The following is a 22,691-nucleotide window of genomic DNA, read 5'->3' as shown; positions in this document are numbered from 1 at the left end:
GGAGCTTTTGCTCCGACACCCCCTCAACTCTGTGTGTGCGTTAGCGTGCTGAGCGACGACGCATTGCGAGTGCGCCTGCGCCTGCTGCAACCAGCAGCAGCGCTGCGGTCCCAGCGATCAGCGGTGAGGCTGCGCCGGTCGCGGCGAGGCCTCCCTTGGCGCCGTTTGCGGCACCCTGTGCGTTGTCACCCTGAGCGTTGCCGCCCTGAGCGCTTGCACTTGCCTGTGCGCTTGCCTTGGCGCTAGCTGCGCCCTGTGCGTTGTTGCCTTGCGCGTCTGCACCGTTGGTACCAGCGTTTGCGCCGTTGGTGTCTGCGTCTGCTCCGTTGGTGTCTGCGTTTGCGCCGTTGGCATCGGCGTCTGCACCGTTGGTACCAGCGTCTGCACCGTTTGCATCTGCGTCTGCACCGTTTGCATCTGCGTCTGCACCATTGGTGTCTGCGTTTGCGCCGTTGGTGTCTGCGTTTGCGCCGTTGGTGTCTGCGTCCGCGCCGTTAGCATCTGCGTCTGCGGCGGCCCCGTTTTCCTCGAGGACCTTCACGGAGGCCTCGCCGCTAACAACGACCGGGCCAAGTGCCGCAGTGGTTGCAAAAACCTGGCAGAACTTGTCTTGGCTGACGATCTCCTGGGGCGACTGGCTCCACATGACGTTTCCCGTGCGAGGGACGGTGCTGGAAGCTGAGAGAGTGAGCTCCCCGGCATCGGCGCCGGTGACACGAACGACTGCCGTATCTTCACCTTCTGGGTACGTGAGCACGCCCGCGTTCAGCGTGGCGGTTGCCGGGGAAACAATTTCGAGCGTACCGCTCGAAGCGACTAGCGAAACGGGGACTCCCGGGGTTGCTGTTGTAATGCTGAACGAAGCCGTACCGCCGGGCTGGACGTCACCAGTTGCGGGGTCGGTTAAAGAGACCGCCACGTCCGGAGTTGCGTTCATGATGTCGAGAATCGCGTTGAAACCGCTGCCGCCCTCTTCGAGGCCGAGGCTCTTGCACCAGCCCTGAATGTGTCTGCGGCTGTTGCCGGGGTCAGCGGTGTAATTGCCTCCGGCGTAGTCGCTCACACACCAGACGAGAAGCTGACGCACCTGTCGATCGGTGCTGTTGTCGTTTGAAGACCGGTATCCGTCGCCCTGAGGGGAGCTGATGGTCGATTCAACCCAAGCTGCGTACTCTGCTGGGACGAGAGGCAGATCAAAATCGTTCTGGATGAGGTAACTAATGACCTGCTGTTGCTCGGGGGACAGGCGCGGATTGCCGTCTTCTAGTTCTTCTTGTGCCCCAGGGAACGTGCCTGCCTCATTGAGGCGGCCGTCCTCGTCTGTTGACACGCAAGCAGGGTTTGTCTGATCGGTGCAGTAAATCCACTCAGCGACGGCAGTCCTCTCGCCTGAGGTCGCATCCGTTACGAGGCGCAGTGCACAGGCTGCAGGCGTGTTGGCGTTGTCTCCCTGGTTGGCGTAGAGGGGTACAACGTGCCCTGCCTCCAGGTCCGTGATGCGGTTGCCAAAGAGCTGCGTGAGGTTCTCGCCGCCGGCACCAACAGTGACCGTCGCAGGGTTTGAAGGCTGGGGGGCATTGGGCGTGGGGGGCGCAGTAAAGTCGTCTGGGTTCCAGTCCGCTGTCAGCGACTCGGTTGTGCCCACGCATGTGTAAGACCCGTTCGGGTCGTACGGTACCGAATTGATCGGCGCGGGCGCGGCGCCGGCCCCGCCGTCATCAGCAAACGAGGCCGGCACGAAAGCACCGACGAGGGCGGTCGCCGCCGCGAGCGCGGCGACGGGCAGCGCGAGTTTTCGGCGCGCGCCGATAGAAAGCGAAGGCATACGAATATTCCCCTGTGAGTAATCGCACCGAGCGTGCGTGATGAAAAGCCGAACAACTGCTTCGGCGAAAAGTTCTCCCGATTGAAAATTGTAGGTCGACCTAAGGGGATACACAATTCATTTGTGGGTATTGCACTGTAAAACAAAAATCACCCGGCGAGAAATTCTCACCGGGTGATTTTGAAGTGGTGCGCCCGAAGGGATTCGAACCCCTGGCCTTCTGATCCGTAGTCAGACGCTCTATCCAGCTGAGCTACGGGCGCCCTGTCTGCCTGCCTTAGCTTTTCGCCTTGGCTTGCCGACTCGTTAAACATTACACGGGTCCCCTGCAAAACAAAAATCGCACCCCCTAAACGGGCGACTCCCGGGCGGGTCGCGAGATCGCGGTATCCTTGAGCGTGACCGAAAAGACCACGCAGCAAGCACTCGCCCGCGCCGAATCCCTCATCCTCGAGATCCCCGATTATCCGACTGAGGGCATCGTGTTTCGCGACATCACCCCGCTCATCGCCGACGGTTCGGCGCTGCGCGCCACCGTAGACGCGATGATCGCACCGTTCGCGGGCACCTACGACGTCATCGCCGGGCTCGAAGCACGCGGGTTTCTTTTCGCGAGTGCGGCCGCCTACGCGAGTGGTGCCGGGCTGATGCCTATTCGAAAGGCCGGCAAGCTGCCAAGGCCGATTGTGAACGTCGAGTACTCGCTTGAGTATGGCAGCGCCGTTATTGAAGCTCACGGTGACTTTGCACCGGGTGCGCGCGTGCTCATTCTTGACGACGTGCTCGCAACGGGCGGCACGCTCGTGGCGGCGCACGACCTGATGGCGCAGCTGGGGTACGAGGTTGCTGGCACCGCGGTGCTGTTTGAGATCGACGGGTTGGGCGGCCGCGAAGCACTCGGCGGCCGCGAGCTGCACACCGTGTTCTCGAGCTAGGTTCTCGAGCTGAGCCGCGAGGCGGCCCCGCCAAACGCCGGGCTCACGAGACAATAGACCTCATGACCGATGCGACACAGGCCTTCTTTGCGGCACGAGATCAGCTTTTGAGTCTCGCAGGCGACCCTCACGGGGCGCGGCGCGAGTTCGTCTGGCCCGCGGTGGGGGACAGCTTCAACTGGGCGCACGACGTGTTTGACGCGCTCGCGCACGGCAACGACACGACTGCGCTGTGGATCTCTGAGCGCGACGGCCGCGAAACGAAGCTCACCTTCGACGAGATGCGTCGCCGCTCAGACCAGGTCGCCAACTGGATGACCCGCACCGGCCTGCGCCGCGGCGACGTCGCCATGCTCATGCTCGATAACCGCGTCGAGCTGTGGGAGATCATGCTCGCCGCGATGAAGCTCGGGGTCGTGATCCTGCCCACCTCGATCGTGCTGGGGGCGGCAGAGCTCACCGATCGCGTCGACCGCGGCCGCGTGAAGTGGGTGTTTGCGGGGCCAAACGACGCGGTGAAATTCGTGGGGACGAACGGCGAGACCGGGGTGACGGGCAAGTACCGCGGCATCGGCGTGGGCCTCGACGACGGCACACAAGATCAGCGCGCGCTGCTCTGGGACTGGGCCCGATACGAGGAGTCGCGCGCTGCGTCTGACGCGCAGGTCGTCAAGCGCACGGCGAGCGCCGACGCTGCGATCATCTACTTCACGTCGGGTACGACGAGCCTGCCCAAGATCGTCGAGCACTCACACGTGAGCTACCCGCTCGGCCACCTCACCACGATGTCGTGGCTCGGTGTGCGCCCGGGCGACACGCACCTCGTCATCAGCGCGCCCGGCTGGGGCAAACACGCTTGGTCGAGCTTCTTTGGTCCGTGGCATGTGGGCGCCACGATCTTTGTCACAAACTCACCCCGGTTCGACCCGCAGCACCTCATCGCCGAGCTCGACCGCGCGGCCGTGAACACGTTCTGCGCGCCGCCCACGGTGTGGCGCATGCTCATTCAGCACGAGCTCACCGAGAAACCCCGCGCACTACGCGAGGTCGTCTCGGCGGGCGAGCCGCTCAACCCCGAGGTGATCGCGCGCATCAAAGAGTGGTGGGGCCTCGAAATTCGCGATGGCTACGGCCAAACCGAAACCACCGCGCTCATCGGCAACATGCCCGGCGACCCGGTCGTCGCGGGCGCTATGGGCGTGCCGCTGCCCGGCGTCGAAATTGCGCTCATCGATCCGCTCACGGGCGAGGCGGTGACCGGTGCAGGCAGCGAGGGGGAAATCTGCCTGCCGCTCGGTGCGGGTGCTTCTGGCCTCGAATCTCGCTCCGGATCAGGGGCCGCGCCCCGTCCCGTCAACCTCATGACCGAGTATCTCGGTAACCCCGAGGCGACAGCGCGCGCCACAGCGGGCGGCTACTTCCACACGGGTGACGTGGCGGTACGCGGCGAGAACGGTGTCTTGACGTTTGTGGGCCGCACAGATGACATCTTCAAATCGAGCGACTTCAAGGTCTCGCCGTTCGAGGTCGAGAGCGCGCTCATCGAGCACCCCTTCGTCGCAGAAGCCGCCGTCGTCGGCGCCCCCGACGACACGAAGCTCAACATCACCAAAGCGTACGTCGCGCTCGCGGCCGGAGTGCCCGCAGACGCTGAGACTGCCCGGGCGGTGCTGGCGCACGCGCGCGTAGCGTTGCCCGCGTACATGCGGGTGCGCCGAGTAGAGTTCTACGACCTGCCCAAAACGGCGTCGGGCAAGATCCGGCGCGTCGAGCTGCGGCAGCGAGAAATTGCAGCGCACGCAGCGGGCGAGCGCATCGCGACAGAGTGGCGCGAAGACGATTTTCCGGGGCTGAAGGGGTAGTCAGCGCGTCACACTACGACATATGTCGTCATCTGAAGACACGCAGTTTGAAGCGATCTTGCGCCCGCCGATAGCGTCGAAACATGACGAAGATTGAGACCACCACCGCCGGCAGTCTGCCCCGCACGCAGGCCCTCATCGATGCCAATGCGGCGCGCGAGTTCGAGGCCGACGGCTTCACCCTCAAGTCGACGCCCGAGTACGAAGCGCTCGTGGCCGAGGCCGTGCGCGACGTTGTCGAGCGCCAGCGCGAGGCCGGTATCACGCAGCCGGGCGATGGCGAGTTTGGCAAGGCAATGTCGAACGCGGTCGATTACGGCGCGTGGTGGGCGTACTCGTTCCAGCGCAACGCGGGACTTTCGCTCAACGGGCAGACGATCTTCACGCAGCAGCCCGTGCGCTCAGAGCCCGGCAATGTGCGCCTCACGTCGTTCCCAGATCGCCGCGACTGGACAGCGTTCGCCGAGGCGTACAACGACCCCGAGAGTGGCATCTCGACGGGCAAGAACGCAACCGCGTTCCCTGCCACCACCGGCCCCATTAGCTACACGGGCCAGGCGGCGATCGCGGCCGACACGAAGAATCTCGCCGCGGCGCTTGCGCCTGGCGAGACCGGGTTCTTGACGGCGATCGCACCGGGCTCTGCCGCACGCGTTGACAACGAGTTCTACCCGACCGAGCAGGCGCACATTGACGCCTGGGTCGAGTCGCTGCGTGAAGAGTACAAGGCCGTCACCGATGCGGGGCTGATTCTGCAGCTCGACGACCCCTCGCTCGCCGAGAACTGGGACCAGATCAATCCCGAGCCGTCGGTGGAGGATTACCTCGCGTTCACGCAGATTCGCATCGACGCGATCAACGAGGCGATCAAGGGGCTACCGAAGGAGCTCGTGCGCCTGCACCTGTGCTGGGGTTCGTGGCACGGCCCGCACACCACCGACATTGAACTGAAGCACATTCTGAAGACCGTGCTGGGTGCAAACGTCGGCCAGATTTCATTCGAGGCGGCCAACGCTCGCCACGAGCACGAGTGGGCGGTGTGGGAGGAGAACAAGAGCATTATCCCTGATGACCTGGTGCTCGTGCCCGGCGTGATCAGCCACTCCACCAACCTGGTCGAGCACCCCGAGCTCGTCGCCCAGCGCATCGAACGCTTCGCAAACGTGGTCGGCCCGGAGCGCGTGATCGCTGCGACTGACTGTGGTCTCGGCGGCCGCGTGCACCCGCAGATTGCGTGGGCAAAGCTCGATTCGCTCGGCGACGGCGCACGCCTGGCCGCCGCGCGCATCTAGCCTGAGCCTGCGCGCGCTGGCCGCCGTGCTCGTGCCCGCGCTCACCCGCGGCCTGCCGCGCTACTTCAGCTAACAATCGACCTTCACGCACAAGTTTCGCTTGAAACGTGTGCGTGAGGGTCGATTTGTGCGTGAAGGTGGATTGGGCCACGGGCGGCCGTCGAGCACTGGGGGGCGCTCGTGAATCGGGCACCAACGCCCGCCGTGCCCGCGCCGCCGGCCGCTCAGATTCTCCTTGTCCACCACGACAAGTGTGGCTAACGTGTCTTCTATGAAGAAAGATTGCCACGGGCGAGCGTTCAAAATCACCACGACGGTCGCAGTGGCTCTTGGTCTGCTGATGCAGGGCGGGGTCGCGTACGCAGAATCGACTGACGGTGCGCTGGTGGCTCCTGAGCCGCTCTATGGGCCAGAGAAACTCGAAAGCGTCGGTACCGATCCCGACATCGACATCGACATCGACATCGATACCGATACCGATACCGATACCGATACCGATACTGACACTGCGACCGACGCCGACCCAGCCCCACAAGCAGCTGCACCCGCCGCCCCAACGGCGGCCTTAGCATCTGTAGCGAGCGAAGATGCCACAATTCTGCGGCTCGTGAACCAGGCGCGAATTTCGGCGTGCGTGCCGATTTTGAACAGCAACCCCAAGATGAACAAGGTTGCACGAGACTGGTCCAGCAAGATGGCCACGACCGGCGACTTTCACCACAACCCCAATTACTCGACCCAGATTCCCAGTGGTTGGTATCAAGCGGGTGAGAATATCGCGGCCGGGTACGGCAGCGGCCAACGCATGTTCGACGGGTGGATGGATTCTCCGGGCCACCGTGGCAACATCCTGAACCCCGGCTACACTGACATCGGTATCGGCTTTGTCGCGAGCCAGGCCGGCCCGTACGGGTACTACGGCACCTACGGCACGCAGGTGTTTGGCGGCTATCCGGAGCACGCAGGAGGCGTCTTTCTCGACGTGCGCCCCTGGACCAAGTTCTACACAGAGATCGACTGGATGGGCACGAGTGGCTACAGCACCGGCAACAAAGTGCCAGGTTGCGCAACCGAAGTGACCTACAAGCCGAAAGACACCACGTCGCGCGAAGCGATGGCAGCGTTCATCTACCGCATGGAACACGCCAACTACAAGGGCCCCAAGAAATCGCCGTTCACCGATGTGAAACCCGGCGATAAGTTCTACAACCAGATCACTTGGATGCACAAGATGGGCTACTCCACGGGCACCAAGCAGAAAGACGGTTCACTCAAGTACGAGCCGAAGGCGGCCGTGTCACGCGAGGCGATGGCCGCGTTCTTGTACCGGGTCGAGGGCGCCCCCGGGCCCGGCGCAGGCAGCGTGCCGTTCATTGACATGCGCCCCGGCGATAAGTTCTACCGCGAAATCACCTGGATGTACACGTCAGGTCTCTCGACGGGCACGAAGCAGCAAGACGGATCACTTAAGTACGAGCCCAAGAGTAAGGTCACACGCGAGGCGATGGCGGCGTTCATCTACCGTTCTAAGGCGTAGCAAGCAGCGCGTAGCACCGTGCCACCCGCTCCCGCCACCACGCCTCGCGATCCGGAGCCGCGGCATACTGCGCAAGCAACCCTGCATCGGGGGCGGGGCGCCGCACCGCGATCGCCCCGGCCTCGGGCACGAGCGAGTCGCGGGTCACATCGCCCGCGAGCAGCGCGACCGTACCGAGGCCGCAGGCGCCCGCGAGCGCGCCTTCGGGCAGCGCCGCCGCGAGCTGCAGCCCCATCGCGACGCCCACCGACGTGTCGAGCGCGCTCGACACCACGACCGGCAGGCCCGCCTGCTCGACGATCGCGAGCGCGCGGCGCACGCCCCCCAGCGGCTGTGCCTTGATGATGAGCAAATCTGCTGCTCCGGATCGCGCCACCTCGAGCGGGTCACTCGCCTTGCGCACGCTTTCATCTGCGGCGATGCGCACCACGCGGCGCGTGCATAATGTGTGGTCTGAACCCAGACTGTGCTGATCTGGGGTCGAGCTGGTGCTAGATTCGCGGGTGCCGGGATTTAGCGTATTGCCGGTGCTTACGGCGTGGAGCGCCGCGCGTACCTCGGCGAGCTCGGCGATGGTTGCACAGGGCTGCTCGGCATAGTCGAGGTTGAACTGAGCGAGTGCGGTGAGGGCGGTGACCGCCTCAGGGGCGCTCCAGCCGCAGTTGGCGTCGACGCGCACCTTTGCGTGTGGGCCCAAGGCTTCGCGCACCGCACGCACGCGGGCGATGTCGTCGGCGAGGGTTTGGCCGCGCTCGGCGACCTTCACCTTGGCGGTAGTGCAGCCGGGAAAGCGCGCGAGAATGCCGGGCACGTCGCTCGCGGCGACAGCGGGCACGGTCGCGTTCACCTCGACGCTGCGCCTGAGGGCCGGGGGCTGCTCGTTCCAGCCGAAGTCGAGGGTGGCCGCGAGCCAGTGTGCGGCCTCGGCATCACCGTACTCTGGGAAAGGCGAGAACTCGGTCGCACCCTGCGGGCCATCGATGATGACCGCCTCGCGCACACTGATGCCGCGAAACCTGGTGCGCGTGGGGATCGCTACGACTCGTGCACGTTCGAGCACGTCAGCGAGCGGCGGGAGCTGTTGGGCGTTGTCGAACATGCTTCGATCTTGCCACCACTGGCGGTCGAGGGGCAGCGAAGGCCAGCCGGTAGTGATCACGAGCCGGTAGTGAGCACCGGCCGGTAGTGATCACGAGCCGGTAGTGAGCACCGGCCGGTAGTGATGACCAACCGGCATCGAAATGACGAGTCGGCATCGAAAATACGCATTTATCATGCCTACTCGTCATTTCGATGCCGATTGGTGAGTGGTGGAGGGGGCGGGGGCGAAGGGTGAGGGGTGAGGGGGCGAGGGGGCGAGGAGCGGGGTGTGGTGAAGTGGCGGTGGAGCGCTGGTGGAGGGGGTGGTGAAGGGCGGTGGAACGCGGGTGGGGGTGTGGTTAAGGGTGGTGGAGCGCGGGGCGGTCGTGCGCGCTACGCTAGCGACATGAGCACCCGCGCAGAAACGATGGAGTTTCTCACCGATCAGCTGAGCGCACTCCCGGGTGTGCGCACACGCAAGATGTTTGGCGAGTACTGCCTGTATTACGACGAGAAGCCCGTCGCGTTTGTGTGCGACGATGAGCTCTTCGTGAAACCGACCGATGCTGGTCGTGACTACCTCGGCACCCCCGATGAAGCACCGGCGTACCCCGGTTCCAAGCCCTACTTTCGGGTGAGCGGCGACCGCTGGGAGGACCGCGATTGGCTCACCGAGCTCATCAGTCGCACGGCCGCAGCGCTGCCAGCGCCCAAGCCCAAACCCAAACCGAAAGCCAGGCCGCAGCGCGCGCCCAAGCAGAAGAGGGACACACCATGAGCGAAAGCCGCGAAAGCCGCGAAAGCCGCGAAAGCCGCGAAAACTTTGGCAGCCCCGCAAGCCCCGCCGCCCCCGCAAACCCCGCGAACCTCGATGACGTCGAAGCGGCCATTCACCACCTGCATGAGTCGCACGGTGAAAACGTGGGTCAGCGGCTCAACTGGTTGCGCGCCGGAGTGCTCGGCGCCAACGACGGCATCGTGTCGACCGCTGGTGTCGTGGTGGGCGTCGCCGCCGCCACTCCCAGCAACACGGTAGCGATCGCGACGGCCGGCCTCGCCGCCCTCGTTGCGGGCGCGTTCTCGATGGCGGGAGGAGAATACGTGTCGGTGAGTACCCAGCGCGACACCGAGCGGGCGATGATCGCCAAAGAGCAGCGCGAACTCAAAGAACAGCCGGCGGCTGAGCTCGCCGAACTCACCGGTCTCTACCGCAAGCGCGGCCTCTCGCCTGCCCTCGCCCGCCAGGTCGCTGAAGAGCTCACCGCGCACGACGCGCTCGCCGCACACGCCGAGGTCGAGCTCGGCATCGATCCCGAAGAGCTCACGAGCCCTTGGGCTGCGGCCATCTCGTCGTTCATCGCGTTCACTGCGGGCGCGCTGATCCCGCTCGTCATGATCCTGCTGCCGCTCGGGCAGTACCGCATCTTGCTCGCGGCGTTCGCCGTCGTGATCGGGCTGCTGCTCACCGGGTGGATCAGTGCCGCCCTCGGCGGGGCTCCGAGGTGGCGCGCGATCGCGCGCAACGTGCTCATGGGTTCGGCGACCATGGCCGCGACGTACGGCGTCGGCCTGCTCTTTGGGGTCGCTGTCGGGTAGGGACGCGCGATCCGGATCAACATGCGCCGTGCGACAGAAAGGCCTTGGTGCGGTGTGCCGCCGCGCCCAATAGGCTTGGGGCATGACCCAGCAGGTATCTGAGATCTTCGATCCGAGTGTGTGGGAGGTCGCCCCGGGCGCCGCGAACTACACCGACATCACGGCGCACCTGAGCCTCGACGGGCGCATCGCCCGCGTCGCGTTTAACCGCCCCGAGGTGCGCAACGCGTTTCGCCCGCACACCGTCGACGAGTTGTTTGACGCGCTGGAGCGGGTGCGGGTGAATCCGCGGGTGGGCGTGGTGTTGCTTACCGGCAACGGACCGAGTGCGAAAGATGGCGGCTGGGCGTTCTGCTCGGGCGGTGACCAGCGCATTCGCGGGCGTGACGGGTACAAGTACTCAGACCAAGAGGCGGCGGTGGGGCCCGAGGGGCTTGCGCGCGCGGGCAGGCTGCACATTCTCGAGGTGCAGCGCCTCATTCGGTTCATGCCGAAGGTAGTGATTGCGCTGGTCCCCGGTTGGGCGGCGGGCGGTGGGCACTCGCTCAACGTGGTGTGCGACCTGACGATCGCGTCGCGCGAGCACGCCATGTTCAAGCAGACCGACGCCGACGTCGGGTCGTTTGATGCCGGCTACGGCAGCGCCTACTTCGCCCGCCAGGTGGGGCAGAAGAACGCGCGCGAGATTTTCTTCCTCGCCGAAACGTATGACGCCGAGCGGGCCCGCGAGATGGGCGCCGTGAACAAGGTGGTGCCGCACGCCGAGCTAGAGACCGCGGGCATCGAGTGGGCGCGCACGATTCTCGGCAAGTCGCCGACCGCGATTCGCATGCTGAAGTATGCCATGAACGCTGTCGACGACGGGATCGTGGGGCAGCAGTTGTTCGCGGGCGAGACGACGCGCCTCGCGTACGGCACCGACGAGGCCGTCGAAGGCCGCGACTCGTTCCTCGAAAAGCGCGACCCCGACTGGAGTCCGTTTCCGTACTACTACTAACGGGTAGCGCCGTGTGGCGGTGGGTCGCTCGGGGTGCCCCGCAAATGCTGCGGGGCTGCACTCCGTTAGAAACTGGGATCTTGGAGCGGTGAGAGAGCGGCTAACCGCTGCATGAGACGATGCGCGATGCGCATGAACTCGGCGGTCGCGGGAGATATCGCCCCACCTTTCTTGGTGATAAAGGCGTGGCGTTCGTAGTGCGGTGGATCGAGAGGAGCCCAATGGAGGTTTTCTTTCTCGAGGAGTGAGCGAACCACATGGTAGGAAGCGAAGGCGTCTCCGAGCCCTTCTGCCGCGAGCTGGGCTGCGTGAGTGCTGAACTCGACTTCGATGACAGGCTCGAGCCGCCTGCCTTCACGTTGGGCTCGTTCGAGGAGTGAAATGCGGAGCGGGTCGCGCAGCGCCCAACTCGATTCAGCCAGGATGAGCGGGCGCCCCTGCATATCGGCGACGCTCATGCCGGAGGGGTTGGGCAGCGGATCTTTCGAAATATAGATGACCTGATCGGCAAAAATTGCGGGACTTACTTCTAAATCCCGGTCATCAACGGGGAGTTGGATGAGACCAGCTTCAAGCTCACCGGAGCGCACACCGTCGGCCACCTCAGAAGAATTCAATCCTGTGACGTGCACACGTACGCTGGGGTGAAGAGTGCGAAACTCCTTGATGAGATCGGTTAGAAGGTAGAGGTGCGCGCTGCTGAACGTGCCAAACGAGACCATTCCCACCTCGATCGAGCGTAGCCGGCGACTCCATTCTGCAAACTCTTTCATGCTGCGTAGCGCCTCTTCTGCGAGAGGGAGTAGCTGCTTGCCCGCGTCAGTGAGCTGCAGCCCGCGAGAAGTGCGCGTGAACAGAGAAACCTCGAGGCCTTGCTCGAGATTACTGATCTGTTCGGACAAACTGGGCTGAGCAATGTGGTTCTCGGCCGCGGCGCCAGCAAACGTGCCGACGCGTGCGGCCGACGTGAAATATTCAAGTTGGCGTATCGAAGGAAGTGGCATGGTTCACCTTTGAACTGGGCTGCTGGTTGCGTGTCTCGGAACGATAAAGATTTCGGTGGAACGGATGTATTCAGCTCTGAGGTTGCACCTCGAAACGCGTGTAGAGCTGTGGAGACAAGGTGGGTTATAGGTAAAACCTGTAGCCGCCAAGGCTTAATAAGCATTGTCCTGTGTATTGATGCCTGTTGCAATGGTTCGCAACGCAACAAAGGAGTTCAGCGTAATGAATGCATCTCAGCGCACCATCGTAGTCACCGGCGCGGCCTCGGGAATGGGCCGGGCCACAGTGAGCCTGTTTCTTGAGGAAGGTTGGAGGGTCTTAGGGCTTGACGTCGTCGCCTTTGACATGGAATGGGAAGGTGCGGGGACATTTTCAAGTGCCGTCGTAGATGTGCGCTCACGTACTTCAATAGAAACGGCTCTATCAAGCCTTGTTCCTGACGGAGGTCGCATCGATGCGGTTGCGAACATTGCTGGCATTTATCCGCCTACGAGCATTGACACGTATGACGAGGAAACATATCGGCGCATTTTTGATATCAATGTCTTTGGTGTGGTGAACGTAATCGCGGCAACGAAACCTTACATGCTGAGTGGCTCTGCGGTGGTGAACTTTGCGTCAGTTGATGCGTTTGAGGTTTCGCAAGGGCAGCTGTTCTATGGCGCTTCTAAAGCCGCTGTGGTGATGCTTACGAAGGCTCTCGCACTAGAGCTCGCGCCCATGGGTATTCGGGTGAACGGGATCGCACCGGGATGGGTTGCGACCCCGGGCAACGCTGCGACCGGGCGAATGGCCGAGGCCGCGGCGGCGATCCCGCTGGGCCGGGTCGCTGAGCCTGCAGAAATAGCCGATTGGGTCCTGCTGCTGGCTGAACCGCGGTACACCGCCTTCATGACCGGTGACATTGTGACGCTCTCGGGGGGCGCAGTCGTTCGACAGTAGTGTCCCGCAAAGAACACTGAAGTTATAACTGAGGGAGTCGAAGATGACAAAGATTTTTCCGTCGGAAACCACTGTCGTGGTGACCGGGGCCGCACGCGGTCAGGGAGCCGCGCATGCCTCGCTGCTGGGGCGACCAGGGGTGCGCATTATTCTCACGGATGTCCTGGACGACGAGGGAGAGCGAACAGCGGCCGTGTTGCGAAGCTCGGGGGCTGACGCACACTATCGGAGTCTCGACGTTGCGAACCCCGATTCTTGGGCCATGCTTGCCGAGGAATTGCGAGGTTCTTCTCAGCCCCTGCGCGGACTTGTCAATAACGCCGGCATCTTGCGGCACGCGAGCATCAGCGACACAACGCTTGAAGACTGGGCTCTTCACGAGCGTGTGAATGTGCACGGAACGTTTCTCGGGATTCAAGCGTTCGCCCCAATTATGGTCGTCAATGGCGGAGGTGCGATTGTAAATATTGCGTCAACCTCTGCGCTCACTGGCGCGAGCGGATATGCCGCGTATTCAGCGTCGAAGGCCGCGATAGTGGCGCTGACAAAAGTTGCCGCCCTCGAGTACGCGCCAAACGTGCGTATCAACGCAGTTAGCCCGGGTGGCGTCGCTACACAGATGAACAACTATGAACCTCGGGGCGGCTCGAGTGACTCAGCCCCTCTGGGCCGTAGGGCAAGCGTGGAAGAAATCTCGCCGCTCGTGGAGTACCTGCTGAGCGCACGGGCATCGTTTGTGACCGGCTCCAATTACACCATCGACGGTGGGCTGACGATCTAACGTCAGGGAGGGCAACGTCGCCCTCATGACGGGCTCACTACCGAGCAAAGAAAAGGATGAAGAACATGAATTCAAGCAAGAAGTTCACACGGGGTCTCATCGCGGCAGCGGCATGTAGTTTCGTGGCGGCGTCGCTCCTTGGCTGCAGCAGCAGCGCGGGTAGTGACGCTAGCGCGCCGCCCGCTGATTGCACCCCGCAAACCGAGGGATTGACCACCGTCAACGCCGGAGTACTCACGGTCGGGGTGCCCGAAAACCTGCCCTACACGAAGAACGAGGGAAGCGACGCCGACGGGTTCGAAATTGACCTCGTGCGAAAACTCTCAGAAGCGGAATGTCTGGGCGTCAAGTTTGAAGTGATCACCTACGGGAACGGAATTCCCACGATCACGGCGCAGAAGAAAGTCGACATGATCACAGGAGGCTGGTACATCACTCCAGCACGCCAGGAACAGGTGGCGTTCACTGTGCCGACGTTCTACGACTCGATGGCGATCATTTCTGCTGACGGCATCGATACGGTGAAGGGGCTCGAGAAGATAGGAGCGGTAGGTTCTGTCGCTGGATTCTCATGGGAAGCCGACATGAGTAAGGTGCTCGGAAACGAGTTGAAGACATACCCGAGCACGCTTGAGACTAAGCAGGACCTCATGGCAGGTCGCGTGCAAGCCGCGCTCGATGGCTTCGCCGTTGCTAAAGCTGCCTACGAAGGCACCGACTTCCAGGTTGAGATTGCACAGGCTGATGATCGCATCGCCATCACGACTGATCAGCCGATGATCGGTTTTCCAACGTCCAAGGATAACCCCGCACTGACAGACGCTCTAAGTGAACTCATCAATCAGTACCGCGAAGATGGCACGCTTACCCAGATCCTTGCTGACTGGGATCTGCCAGCCGACCTGGTTGTCCCAGCTGACGCGGCTGCAACGGTGAAGAACTAACCGGACCTGGCTCTTGCCACGCGCAGCAACGCGCGTGGCAAGAGCCACCCGAAAGAACGGAGACACACTCATGGGCGTGCCAATCCTTACACGAAATATCGACCTGATGCGGGCCGGTGTAGAAATCAGAAACTTGTCGAAGAGCTTCGGCGATAACCACGTGCTGCAGAGCATATCTATGTCGGTCGAACCCGGTAGCGTGACGGCACTGATTGGGCCGTCTGGGTCTGGCAAAAGTACGCTGTTGCGCTGCATCAATTATCTCGAGACGCCCGACAGCGGCACCGTCACGGTCGGGGCGACGACGATTGATGCGGGGCAAAAAGTGCGTGACAGCCAACTGCTTGAATTGCGACGACAAGTGGGAATGGTGTTTCAGTCATTCAATCTGTTTCCACACATGTCGGTGCTGCGAAACATCGCCTATCCGCAAGAGCAGATCCTCGGTAGGTCCCGGGCTGAATCAGAAGAACGCGCTTTGACTCTGCTCGAAAGGGTCGGGTTGAAAGACAAAGCTAGCCACCACCCCAGTCAGTGTTCGGGGGGACAGCAGCAGCGCATTGCTATCGTACGTGCACTTGCGTTGAATCCGCAGGCGATGCTCTTTGATGAACCGACTTCTGCACTCGACCCCGAGATCGGCCTCGAGGTGCTCGCGGTGATGCGCGATCTCGCTGACAGCGGCATGACGATGATCGTCGTGACACACGAAATGCAGTTCGCTCGTGATGTGGGTGACCACCTTGTCGTGATGGCAGACGGTGGCATCATCGAAGAAGGAAACCCCGAGCAGATTATGTCGGACCCGCAGCAGGACCGTACGAGACGGTTCCTCAACGCGGTGTTGGAGCGTTGAGATGCAGCAGGCATTTCTTGCAGTCATTATTGGGCTGCCCCTCACACTGGCGGTGACCGCTGTCGCGTTCCTGATGGGTGCGGTGCTGGGGTTTCCGATCATGTTGGGGCTTCAGTCACGTATCGTGCCGGTTCGCTGGATACTGCGCTTTGCCGTAGATCTAGTTCGCGCGATTCCGCCCATTGTGTGGCTCTTTCTCATCTATTTTGGCGTGCAGATCGGCACGATCCGGTTCGACTCCTTTACCGCGGCCGTCATCGGCTTAGGACTGATCGCGAGTGCTTACCTGGCTGAGGTATACCGCGGTGGGTACAGTACTTTGCCGCGAGGCCAACAAGAAGCAGCGCTCGCGCTTGGACTCACCCGCTCCTCGACATTTATACGGGTTCTGACTCCTCAGGCCATCAAGACGGTACTCCCGTCAATGAGCACGTTCTTGCTTGCGCTCGTAAAAGATTCATCGATCGCTTCGACGATTGGGGTGATGGACATGGTATTCATGGCTAACCAGTTCGCGAGACAAAACCCAACGGTGCCTGGCCTGACACCGTTTCTCATGGCGGCGGCGGTGTACCTCATCATTAGCATTCCTATTGCCGTGTATGCGCGACGACTCGATGCAAGGCTGAAGGGAGCGAGCTCATGACCTTCATCGAGTTCCTGCCGCGCCTCCTCGACGGTCTCGTCGTAAGTCTTCAGCTCACAGGGATCTCTGTTGCTGCTGGATACATGCTGGGGATGCTATTTGCTCTTGGCACATCGAACCACACCAGGTGGATCAAAATTCCATGCCTCGTACTTGTTGAAGTGGGCAGAGGGATCCCGGCTCTAGTCGTGCTTTACATGGTGTATTTTGGGCTGCCCGCATTTGGATTGCTACTTGAGAACTTCTGGGCTGCCTCGCTCGCACTCACGTACACGGCAGCGGCGTATTCCTCGGAGATTATGCGATCGGGTATCCAATCAGTTGCGAAGGGGCAAAGGGAAGCTGCTAATGCGCTGGGGCTCAAGCGCACCGCGACATTCTTGCGAATCATCCTGCCTCAAGGGCTACGATCCGCGATTCCGGCATTGATGGGACTTGCGATCATGTCCTTTCAAGGCACATCCCTCGCTTACACGATCTCGGTGAACGAGCTGATGAGCCAGGCCTACCAAGTCAGCATGATTACCTTCGAATACCTCAACATCTACATGCTCACCGGGCTCATATACGTCGCCTTCGCACTGCCAGTCATGTGGATTGTGGCATCCATAGAAAAGCGGATGGCGCGCCAAGCTGTATAGCTGGGGAAGGAGATCGGGGTTGCACACTCCGGTGTCGTGCGGATTCAGTGAGTTATAGGTTTTTCCTTCATCACCCAGATTGAGCCGAGTATTTCCCTATGTCAACTTTTCGCATACCTTCGAAATTACTTAACCTTGCGAGTCCTCGACGATGAGGCACGCACCTAAGCAAAGGAGCACATCATGACCCGTTACTGCGTAATCGGCGGCGGTGCCGCAGGCATGTCAGCCCTGCAAGCGCTGCGCGAGGCCGGCTTTGACGTGGACTGCTACGAGCAGAGCGACAAGGTTGGTGGCCACTGGCAACATGACTACGAGGCTCTGCACTTGATTACCTCGCGAGACATGACTCACTTTGAAGGCTTCCCTATGCCGGCGGAGTACCCCCACTTTCCCAGCCGCAAGCAGGTGGTGGCCTACTTGGAGTCGTACGCTCGTGAAAAGGGGCTGTACGACGTTATCAACTTCAACACGACGGTTGAGGCAGTGCGGCCCCTCCCTGCCGACGGGCCAGTTGGCTCTGCTGGCTGGAGGGTTACGTTAAGTTCGGGCGAGAGCGCCGACTACGACGGGGTGTTTGTTGGTAACGGGCATCTTTGGGATCAAAAAGTCCCTCACGTGCCTGGCAACTTCTCAGGGAAACAGATCCACTCGGGTTCATACCAAAACACGGCAGATATTGCTGGTGATCGGGTGCTCGTAGTCGGTGTAGGAAATTCAGGATGTGACCTTGCTGTTGATGCGGCACAGCACCAATTTCAGGTAGATGTTGTCATGCGTGACGGAACTCACTTTCAACCGAAGATGTACTTCGGAGTGCCGCGACAGGAGGTTCCGTGGCTCGCGGACTTCGCCCCTGATGAAGTGGACTTGCTCTCGCGGCTACTCGCTAAGGTCTCGATTGGTGAGGCAAAGAACTACCCGGGCATGCCCGCGCCCAAAACACGTTCGTTGGCTGAAGGTAAAGCCGTGGTCAACACGCTCATGCCGTACTGGGTACACCATGGCCGCATCGGGATTGTGCCGGGAATTGAAAGGTTTGACGGGCAGGCTGTTCACTTCGTCGATGGAACTGTGAAGGTGTACGACACGATTCTGTGGGCGACGGGATTCCATGCAAGCCTTCCGTTTATCGATGAGGGTCTCATTCAACGCAGTAACGGAGTTCCACTGCGTTATGCGGCAGGCATTGTGCCCAAGGGGCTCGAGAAGCTGTACTACATCGGCCTCTCCGCGCCAAGAGGGCCGCAGATACCTGTTTACGGCGTACAAGCCAAGCGCGCGATCAATATGATTCGACTGCACGAGGCATCCCCAAGCGGATTTGCGCCAGTACAGGAATACCTTTCAGAACTGCAAGATGCTAACGCTGTGATCGACATTGTGCGTGCAGTGTGGGAGGACCAGCTCGCTGACACAGACAGACTCCTCGCCGCGTACGCGTCAGCGCACATGGCTGCTGTGCCTGAGCCTGTGGGCACCGTAGGGTGACCTCCTAACAAGCGAAAACTTCGATTCCTCCTTGTGCCCGAGCGCGGCCGCCCGAGGGTGCTTTCTTTTAGGAAAAGCACGACTGGCGGCCGCGGTCGTCTTTAACCCAATCGCCCGCCGCTAAGCTCTTCTCACGAGACCAATCAACAGGGGAAGGCTGCAATGGGGCACCACAAATTCTGGACGAGCGACGTTACCGAACTGCTGCGGGTAGGCGAGGGGTTCTCGCTGCACGACATTGATCCGGGGGCGACGCCCGGCACCGAAGCGACGAAGCACGAGGGCGCGGCCGAGCTTGAGCGCGCCGAGCAGCCGCTGCGCGAGCTGCAAGAAAAGCTCTTCGCGTGCAGTTGGGAAGGCTCGAAGAAGCGCGTGCTGGTCGTGCTGCAGGCGATGGACGCCGCGGGCAAGGGCGGCATTGTGAACCACCTGTTTGGGGCGCTCGAGCCGTACGGGCTGGCGCTGTCGCCGTTCAAAGCGCCGACGGCTGAAGAACGCGAGCACGACTTTCTGTGGCGGGTCGAAAAGCGTGTGCCCAAGCCGGGCGTGATCGGCCTGTTTGATCGCTCACACTACGAAGACGTGCTCATTCAGAAGGTGCACGAGTGGGCGCCCGCAGACGAGATCGAGCGCCGATACGCCGCGATCTGCGAGTTCGAGGCGCGGCTTGCGAACGACGGGGTCGAGATCGTCAAGATTATGCTGCACATCTCGCCCGACGAGCAGATCGAGCGGCTTCTGTCGCGCCTTGACGAACCGTACAAGCACTGGAAGTTTAGCCCCGACGACGTCACCGAGCGCACCCGCTGGCCCGAGTACATGGCCGCGTTTCAGACCGCGATCGAGCGTACCAATGCGCCACATGCCCCCTGGTACGTGGTGCCCGCCAATAACAAGTGGTACGCCCGGGTCGCGGTGCAGCGCATCGTGACGAGCAGGCTCGAGCAGATGGGGCTTGACTGGCCCGACGTGGACTACGACATTGGGGAGCAGCGGGCACGGCTCGAGGCCACCCGCGAACTGCGGTGGCCCTGAGCCGGCCCTGAGCTAGCCCTGAGCCGGCCCGCCCAGGCGCGCTACCTCGCCCCGGCTTTCTTCGCCCTGCGCAGCTCGTGCAGGATCGGCTCTGTGTAACCCGACGGTTGCGCAGCGCCCTCGATGATGAGGCGGCGGGCCGCCTCGAATGCGACGCCGGGGGTGTGGCCGTCGGCGCCAAGCAGCGCCTCGTAGAGCGGGTCGGCCGCATTCTGCTCGTCGACGATGGCGGCGAGGCGCGTAAGCGCGGCGTCGACCTCAGCCTCAGTGATCACACCGTGCGCGAGCCAGTTGGCGAGCAGCTGCGACGAAATGCGCAGGGTGGCACGGTCTTCCATGAGGGCGATGTTGTCGATGTCGGGCACCTTTGAGCAGCCTACGCCCTGATCGATCCAGCGCACCACGTAGCCGAGAATCGACTGGGCGTTGTTGTCGAGTTCACGCGCCACAACCTCGGAGGTGAGGTCACCGGGGGCGGCGAGGGGCGGGTCGAGCAGCTCGACGAGCGTGGCCTCGTCTGCGGCGGCGTCAAACGCGGGCAGTGCGGCACGCGCCGCGAACGCGTCAACCTGGTGGTAGTGCAGCGTGTGCAGGGTCGCAGCCACGGGTGACGGCACCCACGCGGTTGAGGCGCCCGTCTGCACGTGCGCTCCCTTCTGCTCAAGCATGTCGTGCATCAAGTCGGGCATCGCCCACATTCCCTTGCCGATCTGAGCGTGCCCGGTCAGGCCGCACGACACACCGATCCCGACATTGCGTTGTTCGTAGGCGCCTAGCCAGCCGCGGTCGCGCAGGGCTGCTTTAGGGAGCAACGGGCCGGCCTGCATTGAGGTGTGGATCTCGTCGCCGGTGCGGTCGAGAAAACCGGTGTTGATAAAGACGACGCGGTCGCTGGCGGCGTCGATGCACGCCGCCAGGTTCGCTGAGGTGCGACGCTCTTCGTCCATGATGCCCACCTTCAGCGTGCGGGCGGGGAGCCCGAGTAGCTGTTCAACGCGGGCGAATAGGTCAACGGTAAAGGCGACCTCGTCGGGGCCGTGCATCTTGGGCTTCACGATGTACATCGAGGGGGTGCGCGAGTTTGCGAGTGCGCCGAGGCGTGAGGCACCTCGCAGATCTGCGAGCGAGCCGAGTGCCGTCATGATCGCGTCGATCATGCCCTCGCCCGTCCACGCACCGGTGCGATCGAGCACGGCGTCACCCGTCATGAGGTGCCCCACGTTGCGAATAAACAGCACCGATCGGCCGGGCAGGGTCAAAGCCTCACCTGCGGGGTCCAAGAAGGCGCGGTCAGAGTTCATGCGACGTGTGATGGTGCGGTCGCCCTTGGTGAACTGCTCTTCGAGGGAGCCATTCATGAGGCCGCGCCAGTTGCGGTAGCCGAGTGACTTGTCTGCGGCGTCGACGGCGGCGACCGAGTCTTCGAGGTCAATAATTGTGGTGAGCGCCGCTTCAAGCACGATGTCTTGCACGTGGGCCTGATCGGTGCGACCGATCGCGCCTTCGGGGTCGATGACAATCTCGACGTGAAGCCCGTTATGAATAAGTAGTACTGACGAGGGGGCGTTGGGGTCGCCCCCGTAACCAGCGAACGCGGCTGTGTCCTCGAGCTGCGCGACCGCGCCGCCCGCGAGCGCCACCTGCAGGGTGCCCGCCGCTACGGTGTAACCGACCGCATCGGCGTGGCTGGCGCGGCCTGATCCGGCACTGCCAGAGAGAGCGCCGCTTGAGGTGGCATCGCCCGAAACGGTACGAAGCGGGGCGATCTGGTCGAGCAGATCGCGGCCTCGCGCAATAACCGCCGCACCGCGCCGCGCATTGAATCCCGCGCCGGGCGCGAGATCGCCCTCGCGCGAGATTGCGTCGGTGCCGTAGAGCGCGTCGTAAAGCGACCCCCACCGGGCGTTGACGGCGTTGAGCGCAAACCGGGCGTTCAAGATGGGCACGACCAGCTGCGGGCCGGCCTGCAGCGCGACCTCGGGGGCCACGTCTCGCGTGGTGACCTGCACCTCGCCGGGGGTGGGCGTGAGATACCCGATGCGGGTCAAGAATGCGCGGTACGCGGCGGGGTCGGGGCGGCCGGGGTGCTCGCGGTGGTAGCTGTCGATTTGGGCCTGTAGGTCTTCGCGCACCTGCAGCAGCTCGGCGCCGCGGGGGCCGAGGTCGTGCACAATATCGCTCACGCCGGCCCAAAACTGGGCGGCATCGAGATTGTGTGCGCTGAGGGCTTCTTCGGCGAACTCGGCGATGGGGGTCGCGACCGAGAGGTCGGCGCGGTTGACGTAGGCGGTCATGCGGGGCTCCTATGCGCTGCATTTGAGGTGTGTTGAAGAGGTGTGGCTCCAACGATAGAACGAAACCGGGTCAAATGAAGTAATCATTTCACATCGTGAAATTGGTATGGTGGATGCTATGAATGAACAGCAGGGCGCGGGCCGGGGCGGAGTGCAGTCGGTCAGCAGAGCGTTCGCGCTACTCGAAGCGCTGTCTGAAGCGGGAGCGCCACTGCCGCTCGCCGACGCGGCAGCGCAGGCCGGGCTGCCTGTGCCCACCGCGCACCGGCTGCTGCGCACGCTGCACGACCTCGGATACGTGCGCCAGCTCGAGAACAGAGACTACTCGCTGGGCGCCGGCCTCATCGGGCTCGGCGAACGCGCCCGCCCGCCGCTCGCCGAGCGGGCCGCTTCGGTGCTCGCGAGGCTCGAAGACGTGTCGAGCGAGACCGCCAACCTCGCGATGCTCGACGGCGATCTCGTCAGCTACGTCGCGCAGGTCGCGTCGCGGCACCGCATGCGCATGTTCACCGAGGTGGGGCGGCGAGTGCTGCCACACGCGAGCGGTGTCGGCAAAGCGATGCTCTCGACCCTGCCCGAGGGGCGGGTGCGCGCGATCGTCGCGCGCACGGGGCTGCCCAGGTATACTGAGACGACCATCTGCGACGTCGACGCGCTGCTCACAGACCTCGCCGAAACGCGCCGCTGCGGGTTTGCGATCGACGACGGTGAACAGGAGCTCGGCGTACGCTGCATCGCGGTCGCGGTGCCGGGCCAGGGGGTGCCCGCGGCCGTGTCGATCTCGGGCCCCAGCGTGCGCATGACCGACGAAATTGTGGGCACCGCCGTACCCGAGCTCATCAAGGCGGCCGCTGCGTTCTAGAAGACCCCGCGGCCTCGCGGCACAGCGACCCCGCGGCCTCCCGGCACAGCGACACCGCGGCACGCAGCGG

The 22,691-nt window shown here is 62.8% G+C and carries 20 protein-coding genes, 1 tRNA gene and 1 pseudogene; 16 read left to right on the top strand and 6 right to left on the bottom strand.

The window, feature by feature from the left end; genetic code table 11:
• Positions 1-40 precede the first annotated feature (40 nt).
• Positions 41-1,825, bottom strand: a complete 1,785-nt coding sequence (locus ACXR2T_RS09390) for a hypothetical protein (protein ID WP_489945517.1) — start codon at positions 1,823-1,825, stop codon at positions 41-43.
• Between the two features lie 186 nt (positions 1,826-2,011).
• A tRNA-Arg gene (locus ACXR2T_RS09385) sits at positions 2,012-2,088 on the bottom strand.
• A 135-nt stretch (positions 2,089-2,223) separates the two neighbouring features.
• Between ACXR2T_RS09385 and ACXR2T_RS09380 the strand changes: the two genes are divergently transcribed.
• The 4 genes from ACXR2T_RS09380 to ACXR2T_RS09365 all read left to right on the top strand — a co-directional run bounded on the left by ACXR2T_RS09380 (position 2,224) and on the right by ACXR2T_RS09365 (position 7,451).
• The gene (locus tag ACXR2T_RS09380) at positions 2,224-2,760 is read left to right on the top strand and encodes an adenine phosphoribosyltransferase (protein ID WP_458838471.1); all 537 of its coding nucleotides are present in this window, start codon (positions 2,224-2,226) and stop codon (positions 2,758-2,760) included.
• A 62-nt stretch (positions 2,761-2,822) separates the two neighbouring features.
• A complete protein-coding gene (locus ACXR2T_RS09375) occupies positions 2,823-4,622 on the top strand; it encodes an AMP-binding protein (RefSeq protein ID WP_458838470.1) in 1,800 nt (599 codons plus the stop codon).
• Between the two features lie 83 nt (positions 4,623-4,705).
• Complete coding sequence (locus ACXR2T_RS09370) at positions 4,706-5,914, top strand: cobalamin-independent methionine synthase II family protein (protein ID WP_458838469.1); 1,209 nt, start codon at positions 4,706-4,708, stop codon at positions 5,912-5,914.
• Positions 5,915-6,185: 271 nt separating this feature from the next.
• The gene (locus tag ACXR2T_RS09365) at positions 6,186-7,451 is read left to right on the top strand and encodes a CAP domain-containing protein (RefSeq protein ID WP_458838468.1); all 1,266 of its coding nucleotides are present in this window, start codon (positions 6,186-6,188) and stop codon (positions 7,449-7,451) included.
• Here the strand turns inward: ACXR2T_RS09365 and ACXR2T_RS09360 are convergent.
• The gene (locus ACXR2T_RS09360; RefSeq protein ID WP_458838467.1) at positions 7,441-8,550 is read right to left on the bottom strand and encodes an o-succinylbenzoate synthase; all 1,110 of its coding nucleotides are present in this window, start codon (positions 8,548-8,550) and stop codon (positions 7,441-7,443) included. The genes ACXR2T_RS09365 and ACXR2T_RS09360 overlap by 11 nt on opposite strands.
• Positions 8,551-8,937: 387 nt before the next feature.
• Between ACXR2T_RS09360 and ACXR2T_RS09355 the strand changes: the two genes are divergently transcribed.
• The 3 genes from ACXR2T_RS09355 (at position 8,938) to ACXR2T_RS09345 (ending at position 11,124) form a co-directional block, all read left to right on the top strand.
• Entirely contained in the window at positions 8,938-9,309 is a 372-nt protein-coding gene (locus tag ACXR2T_RS09355; RefSeq protein WP_458838466.1) for a TfoX/Sxy family protein, read from the top strand.
• Positions 9,306-10,127: a VIT1/CCC1 transporter family protein gene (locus ACXR2T_RS09350; protein ID WP_458838465.1), complete on the top strand. Its 822-nt coding sequence runs from the start codon at positions 9,306-9,308 to the stop codon at positions 10,125-10,127. The genes ACXR2T_RS09355 and ACXR2T_RS09350 overlap by 4 nt, the downstream gene beginning before the upstream one ends.
• 82 nt (positions 10,128-10,209) lie before the next feature.
• Positions 10,210-11,124: a 1,4-dihydroxy-2-naphthoyl-CoA synthase gene (locus ACXR2T_RS09345; protein WP_458813277.1), complete on the top strand. Its 915-nt coding sequence runs from the start codon at positions 10,210-10,212 to the stop codon at positions 11,122-11,124.
• 65 nt (positions 11,125-11,189) lie between these two features.
• On the opposite strand, the gene ACXR2T_RS09340 is transcribed toward ACXR2T_RS09345, so the two are convergent.
• Positions 11,190-11,897, bottom strand: a complete 708-nt coding sequence (locus ACXR2T_RS09340; protein WP_489945520.1) for a LysR family transcriptional regulator substrate-binding protein — start codon at positions 11,895-11,897, stop codon at positions 11,190-11,192.
• Positions 11,898-11,945: 48 nt separating this feature from the next.
• Positions 11,946-12,128, bottom strand: a pseudogene (locus ACXR2T_RS09335) (LysR family transcriptional regulator); the annotation flags it as partial.
• A gap of 178 nt (positions 12,129-12,306) precedes the next feature.
• On the opposite strand from ACXR2T_RS09335, the gene ACXR2T_RS09330 reads away from it, so the two are divergent.
• From ACXR2T_RS09330 to ACXR2T_RS09295, 8 genes are all read left to right on the top strand, one after another.
• Positions 12,307-13,071, top strand: a complete 765-nt coding sequence (locus ACXR2T_RS09330; RefSeq protein ID WP_458838463.1) for an SDR family NAD(P)-dependent oxidoreductase — start codon at positions 12,307-12,309, stop codon at positions 13,069-13,071.
• 43 nt (positions 13,072-13,114) lie between these two features.
• Positions 13,115-13,852 (top strand): SDR family NAD(P)-dependent oxidoreductase, encoded by a 738-nt coding sequence (locus ACXR2T_RS09325; RefSeq protein ID WP_458838462.1) that lies wholly within the window; start codon positions 13,115-13,117, stop codon positions 13,850-13,852.
• Between the two features lie 65 nt (positions 13,853-13,917).
• Positions 13,918-14,796 (top strand): substrate-binding periplasmic protein, encoded by an 879-nt coding sequence (locus ACXR2T_RS09320; protein WP_458838461.1) that lies wholly within the window; start codon positions 13,918-13,920, stop codon positions 14,794-14,796.
• Between the two features lie 70 nt (positions 14,797-14,866).
• Positions 14,867-15,652, top strand: a complete 786-nt coding sequence (locus ACXR2T_RS09315; RefSeq protein ID WP_458838460.1) for an amino acid ABC transporter ATP-binding protein — start codon at positions 14,867-14,869, stop codon at positions 15,650-15,652.
• Between the two features lies 1 nt (position 15,653).
• Entirely contained in the window at positions 15,654-16,298 is a 645-nt protein-coding gene (locus ACXR2T_RS09310) for an amino acid ABC transporter permease (RefSeq protein ID WP_458838459.1), read from the top strand.
• Positions 16,295-16,939 (top strand): amino acid ABC transporter permease, encoded by a 645-nt coding sequence (locus tag ACXR2T_RS09305; RefSeq protein WP_458838458.1) that lies wholly within the window; start codon positions 16,295-16,297, stop codon positions 16,937-16,939. The genes ACXR2T_RS09310 and ACXR2T_RS09305 overlap by 4 nt, the downstream gene beginning before the upstream one ends.
• 183 nt (positions 16,940-17,122) lie before the next feature.
• Positions 17,123-18,430, top strand: a complete 1,308-nt coding sequence (locus ACXR2T_RS09300; RefSeq protein WP_458838457.1) for a flavin-containing monooxygenase — start codon at positions 17,123-17,125, stop codon at positions 18,428-18,430.
• A gap of 162 nt (positions 18,431-18,592) precedes the next feature.
• Positions 18,593-19,465 carry a PPK2 family polyphosphate kinase gene (locus tag ACXR2T_RS09295; RefSeq protein ID WP_458838456.1) on the top strand — a complete coding sequence of 291 codons (873 nt, stop codon included), beginning with the start codon at positions 18,593-18,595 and terminating at the stop codon, positions 19,463-19,465.
• Positions 19,466-19,506: 41 nt separating this feature from the next.
• Here ACXR2T_RS09295 and ACXR2T_RS09290 read toward each other — a convergent pair whose 3' ends face one another.
• Complete coding sequence (locus ACXR2T_RS09290) at positions 19,507-21,759, bottom strand: malate synthase G (RefSeq protein WP_458838455.1); 2,253 nt, start codon at positions 21,757-21,759, stop codon at positions 19,507-19,509.
• Between the two features lie 118 nt (positions 21,760-21,877).
• Here ACXR2T_RS09290 and ACXR2T_RS09285 point away from each other — a divergent pair, with 118 nt between their 5' ends.
• Positions 21,878-22,621 (top strand): IclR family transcriptional regulator, encoded by a 744-nt coding sequence (locus tag ACXR2T_RS09285; protein ID WP_458838454.1) that lies wholly within the window; start codon positions 21,878-21,880, stop codon positions 22,619-22,621.
• Positions 22,622-22,691: the final 70 nt, after the last annotated feature.

The organism is Leucobacter faecis, assembly GCF_054456635.2.
Note: the sequence above shows the minus strand (reverse complement) of the source record. Positions and strands in the feature narration are given on the sequence as shown.

Coding starts and splice junctions, on each gene's coding strand:
- ACXR2T_RS09390 (WP_489945517.1), bottom strand. CDS start 1,825: ATGCCTTCGCTTTCTATCGGCGCGCGCCGAAAACTCGCGCTGCCCGTC.
- ACXR2T_RS09290 (WP_458838455.1), bottom strand. CDS start 21,759: ATGACCGCCTACGTCAACCGCGCCGACCTCTCGGTCGCGACCCCCATC.
- ACXR2T_RS09320 (WP_458838461.1), top strand. CDS start 13,918: ATGAATTCAAGCAAGAAGTTCACACGGGGTCTCATCGCGGCAGCGGCA.
- ACXR2T_RS09355 (WP_458838466.1), top strand. CDS start 8,938: ATGAGCACCCGCGCAGAAACGATGGAGTTTCTCACCGATCAGCTGAGC.
- ACXR2T_RS09325 (WP_458838462.1), top strand. CDS start 13,115: ATGACAAAGATTTTTCCGTCGGAAACCACTGTCGTGGTGACCGGGGCC.
- ACXR2T_RS09315 (WP_458838460.1), top strand. CDS start 14,867: ATGGGCGTGCCAATCCTTACACGAAATATCGACCTGATGCGGGCCGGT.
- ACXR2T_RS09360 (WP_458838467.1), bottom strand. CDS start 8,550: ATGTTCGACAACGCCCAACAGCTCCCGCCGCTCGCTGACGTGCTCGAA.
- ACXR2T_RS09370 (WP_458838469.1), top strand. CDS start 4,706: ATGACGAAGATTGAGACCACCACCGCCGGCAGTCTGCCCCGCACGCAG.
- ACXR2T_RS09340 (WP_489945520.1), bottom strand. CDS start 11,897: ATGAAAGAGTTTGCAGAATGGAGTCGCCGGCTACGCTCGATCGAGGTG.
- ACXR2T_RS09345 (WP_458813277.1), top strand. CDS start 10,210: ATGACCCAGCAGGTATCTGAGATCTTCGATCCGAGTGTGTGGGAGGTC.
- ACXR2T_RS09375 (WP_458838470.1), top strand. CDS start 2,823: ATGACCGATGCGACACAGGCCTTCTTTGCGGCACGAGATCAGCTTTTG.
- ACXR2T_RS09310 (WP_458838459.1), top strand. CDS start 15,654: ATGCAGCAGGCATTTCTTGCAGTCATTATTGGGCTGCCCCTCACACTG.
- ACXR2T_RS09305 (WP_458838458.1), top strand. CDS start 16,295: ATGACCTTCATCGAGTTCCTGCCGCGCCTCCTCGACGGTCTCGTCGTA.
- ACXR2T_RS09285 (WP_458838454.1), top strand. CDS start 21,878: ATGAATGAACAGCAGGGCGCGGGCCGGGGCGGAGTGCAGTCGGTCAGC.
- ACXR2T_RS09350 (WP_458838465.1), top strand. CDS start 9,306: ATGAGCGAAAGCCGCGAAAGCCGCGAAAGCCGCGAAAGCCGCGAAAAC.
- ACXR2T_RS09365 (WP_458838468.1), top strand. CDS start 6,186: ATGAAGAAAGATTGCCACGGGCGAGCGTTCAAAATCACCACGACGGTC.
- ACXR2T_RS09295 (WP_458838456.1), top strand. CDS start 18,593: ATGGGGCACCACAAATTCTGGACGAGCGACGTTACCGAACTGCTGCGG.
- ACXR2T_RS09330 (WP_458838463.1), top strand. CDS start 12,307: ATGCCTGTTGCAATGGTTCGCAACGCAACAAAGGAGTTCAGCGTAATG.
- ACXR2T_RS09300 (WP_458838457.1), top strand. CDS start 17,123: ATGACCCGTTACTGCGTAATCGGCGGCGGTGCCGCAGGCATGTCAGCC.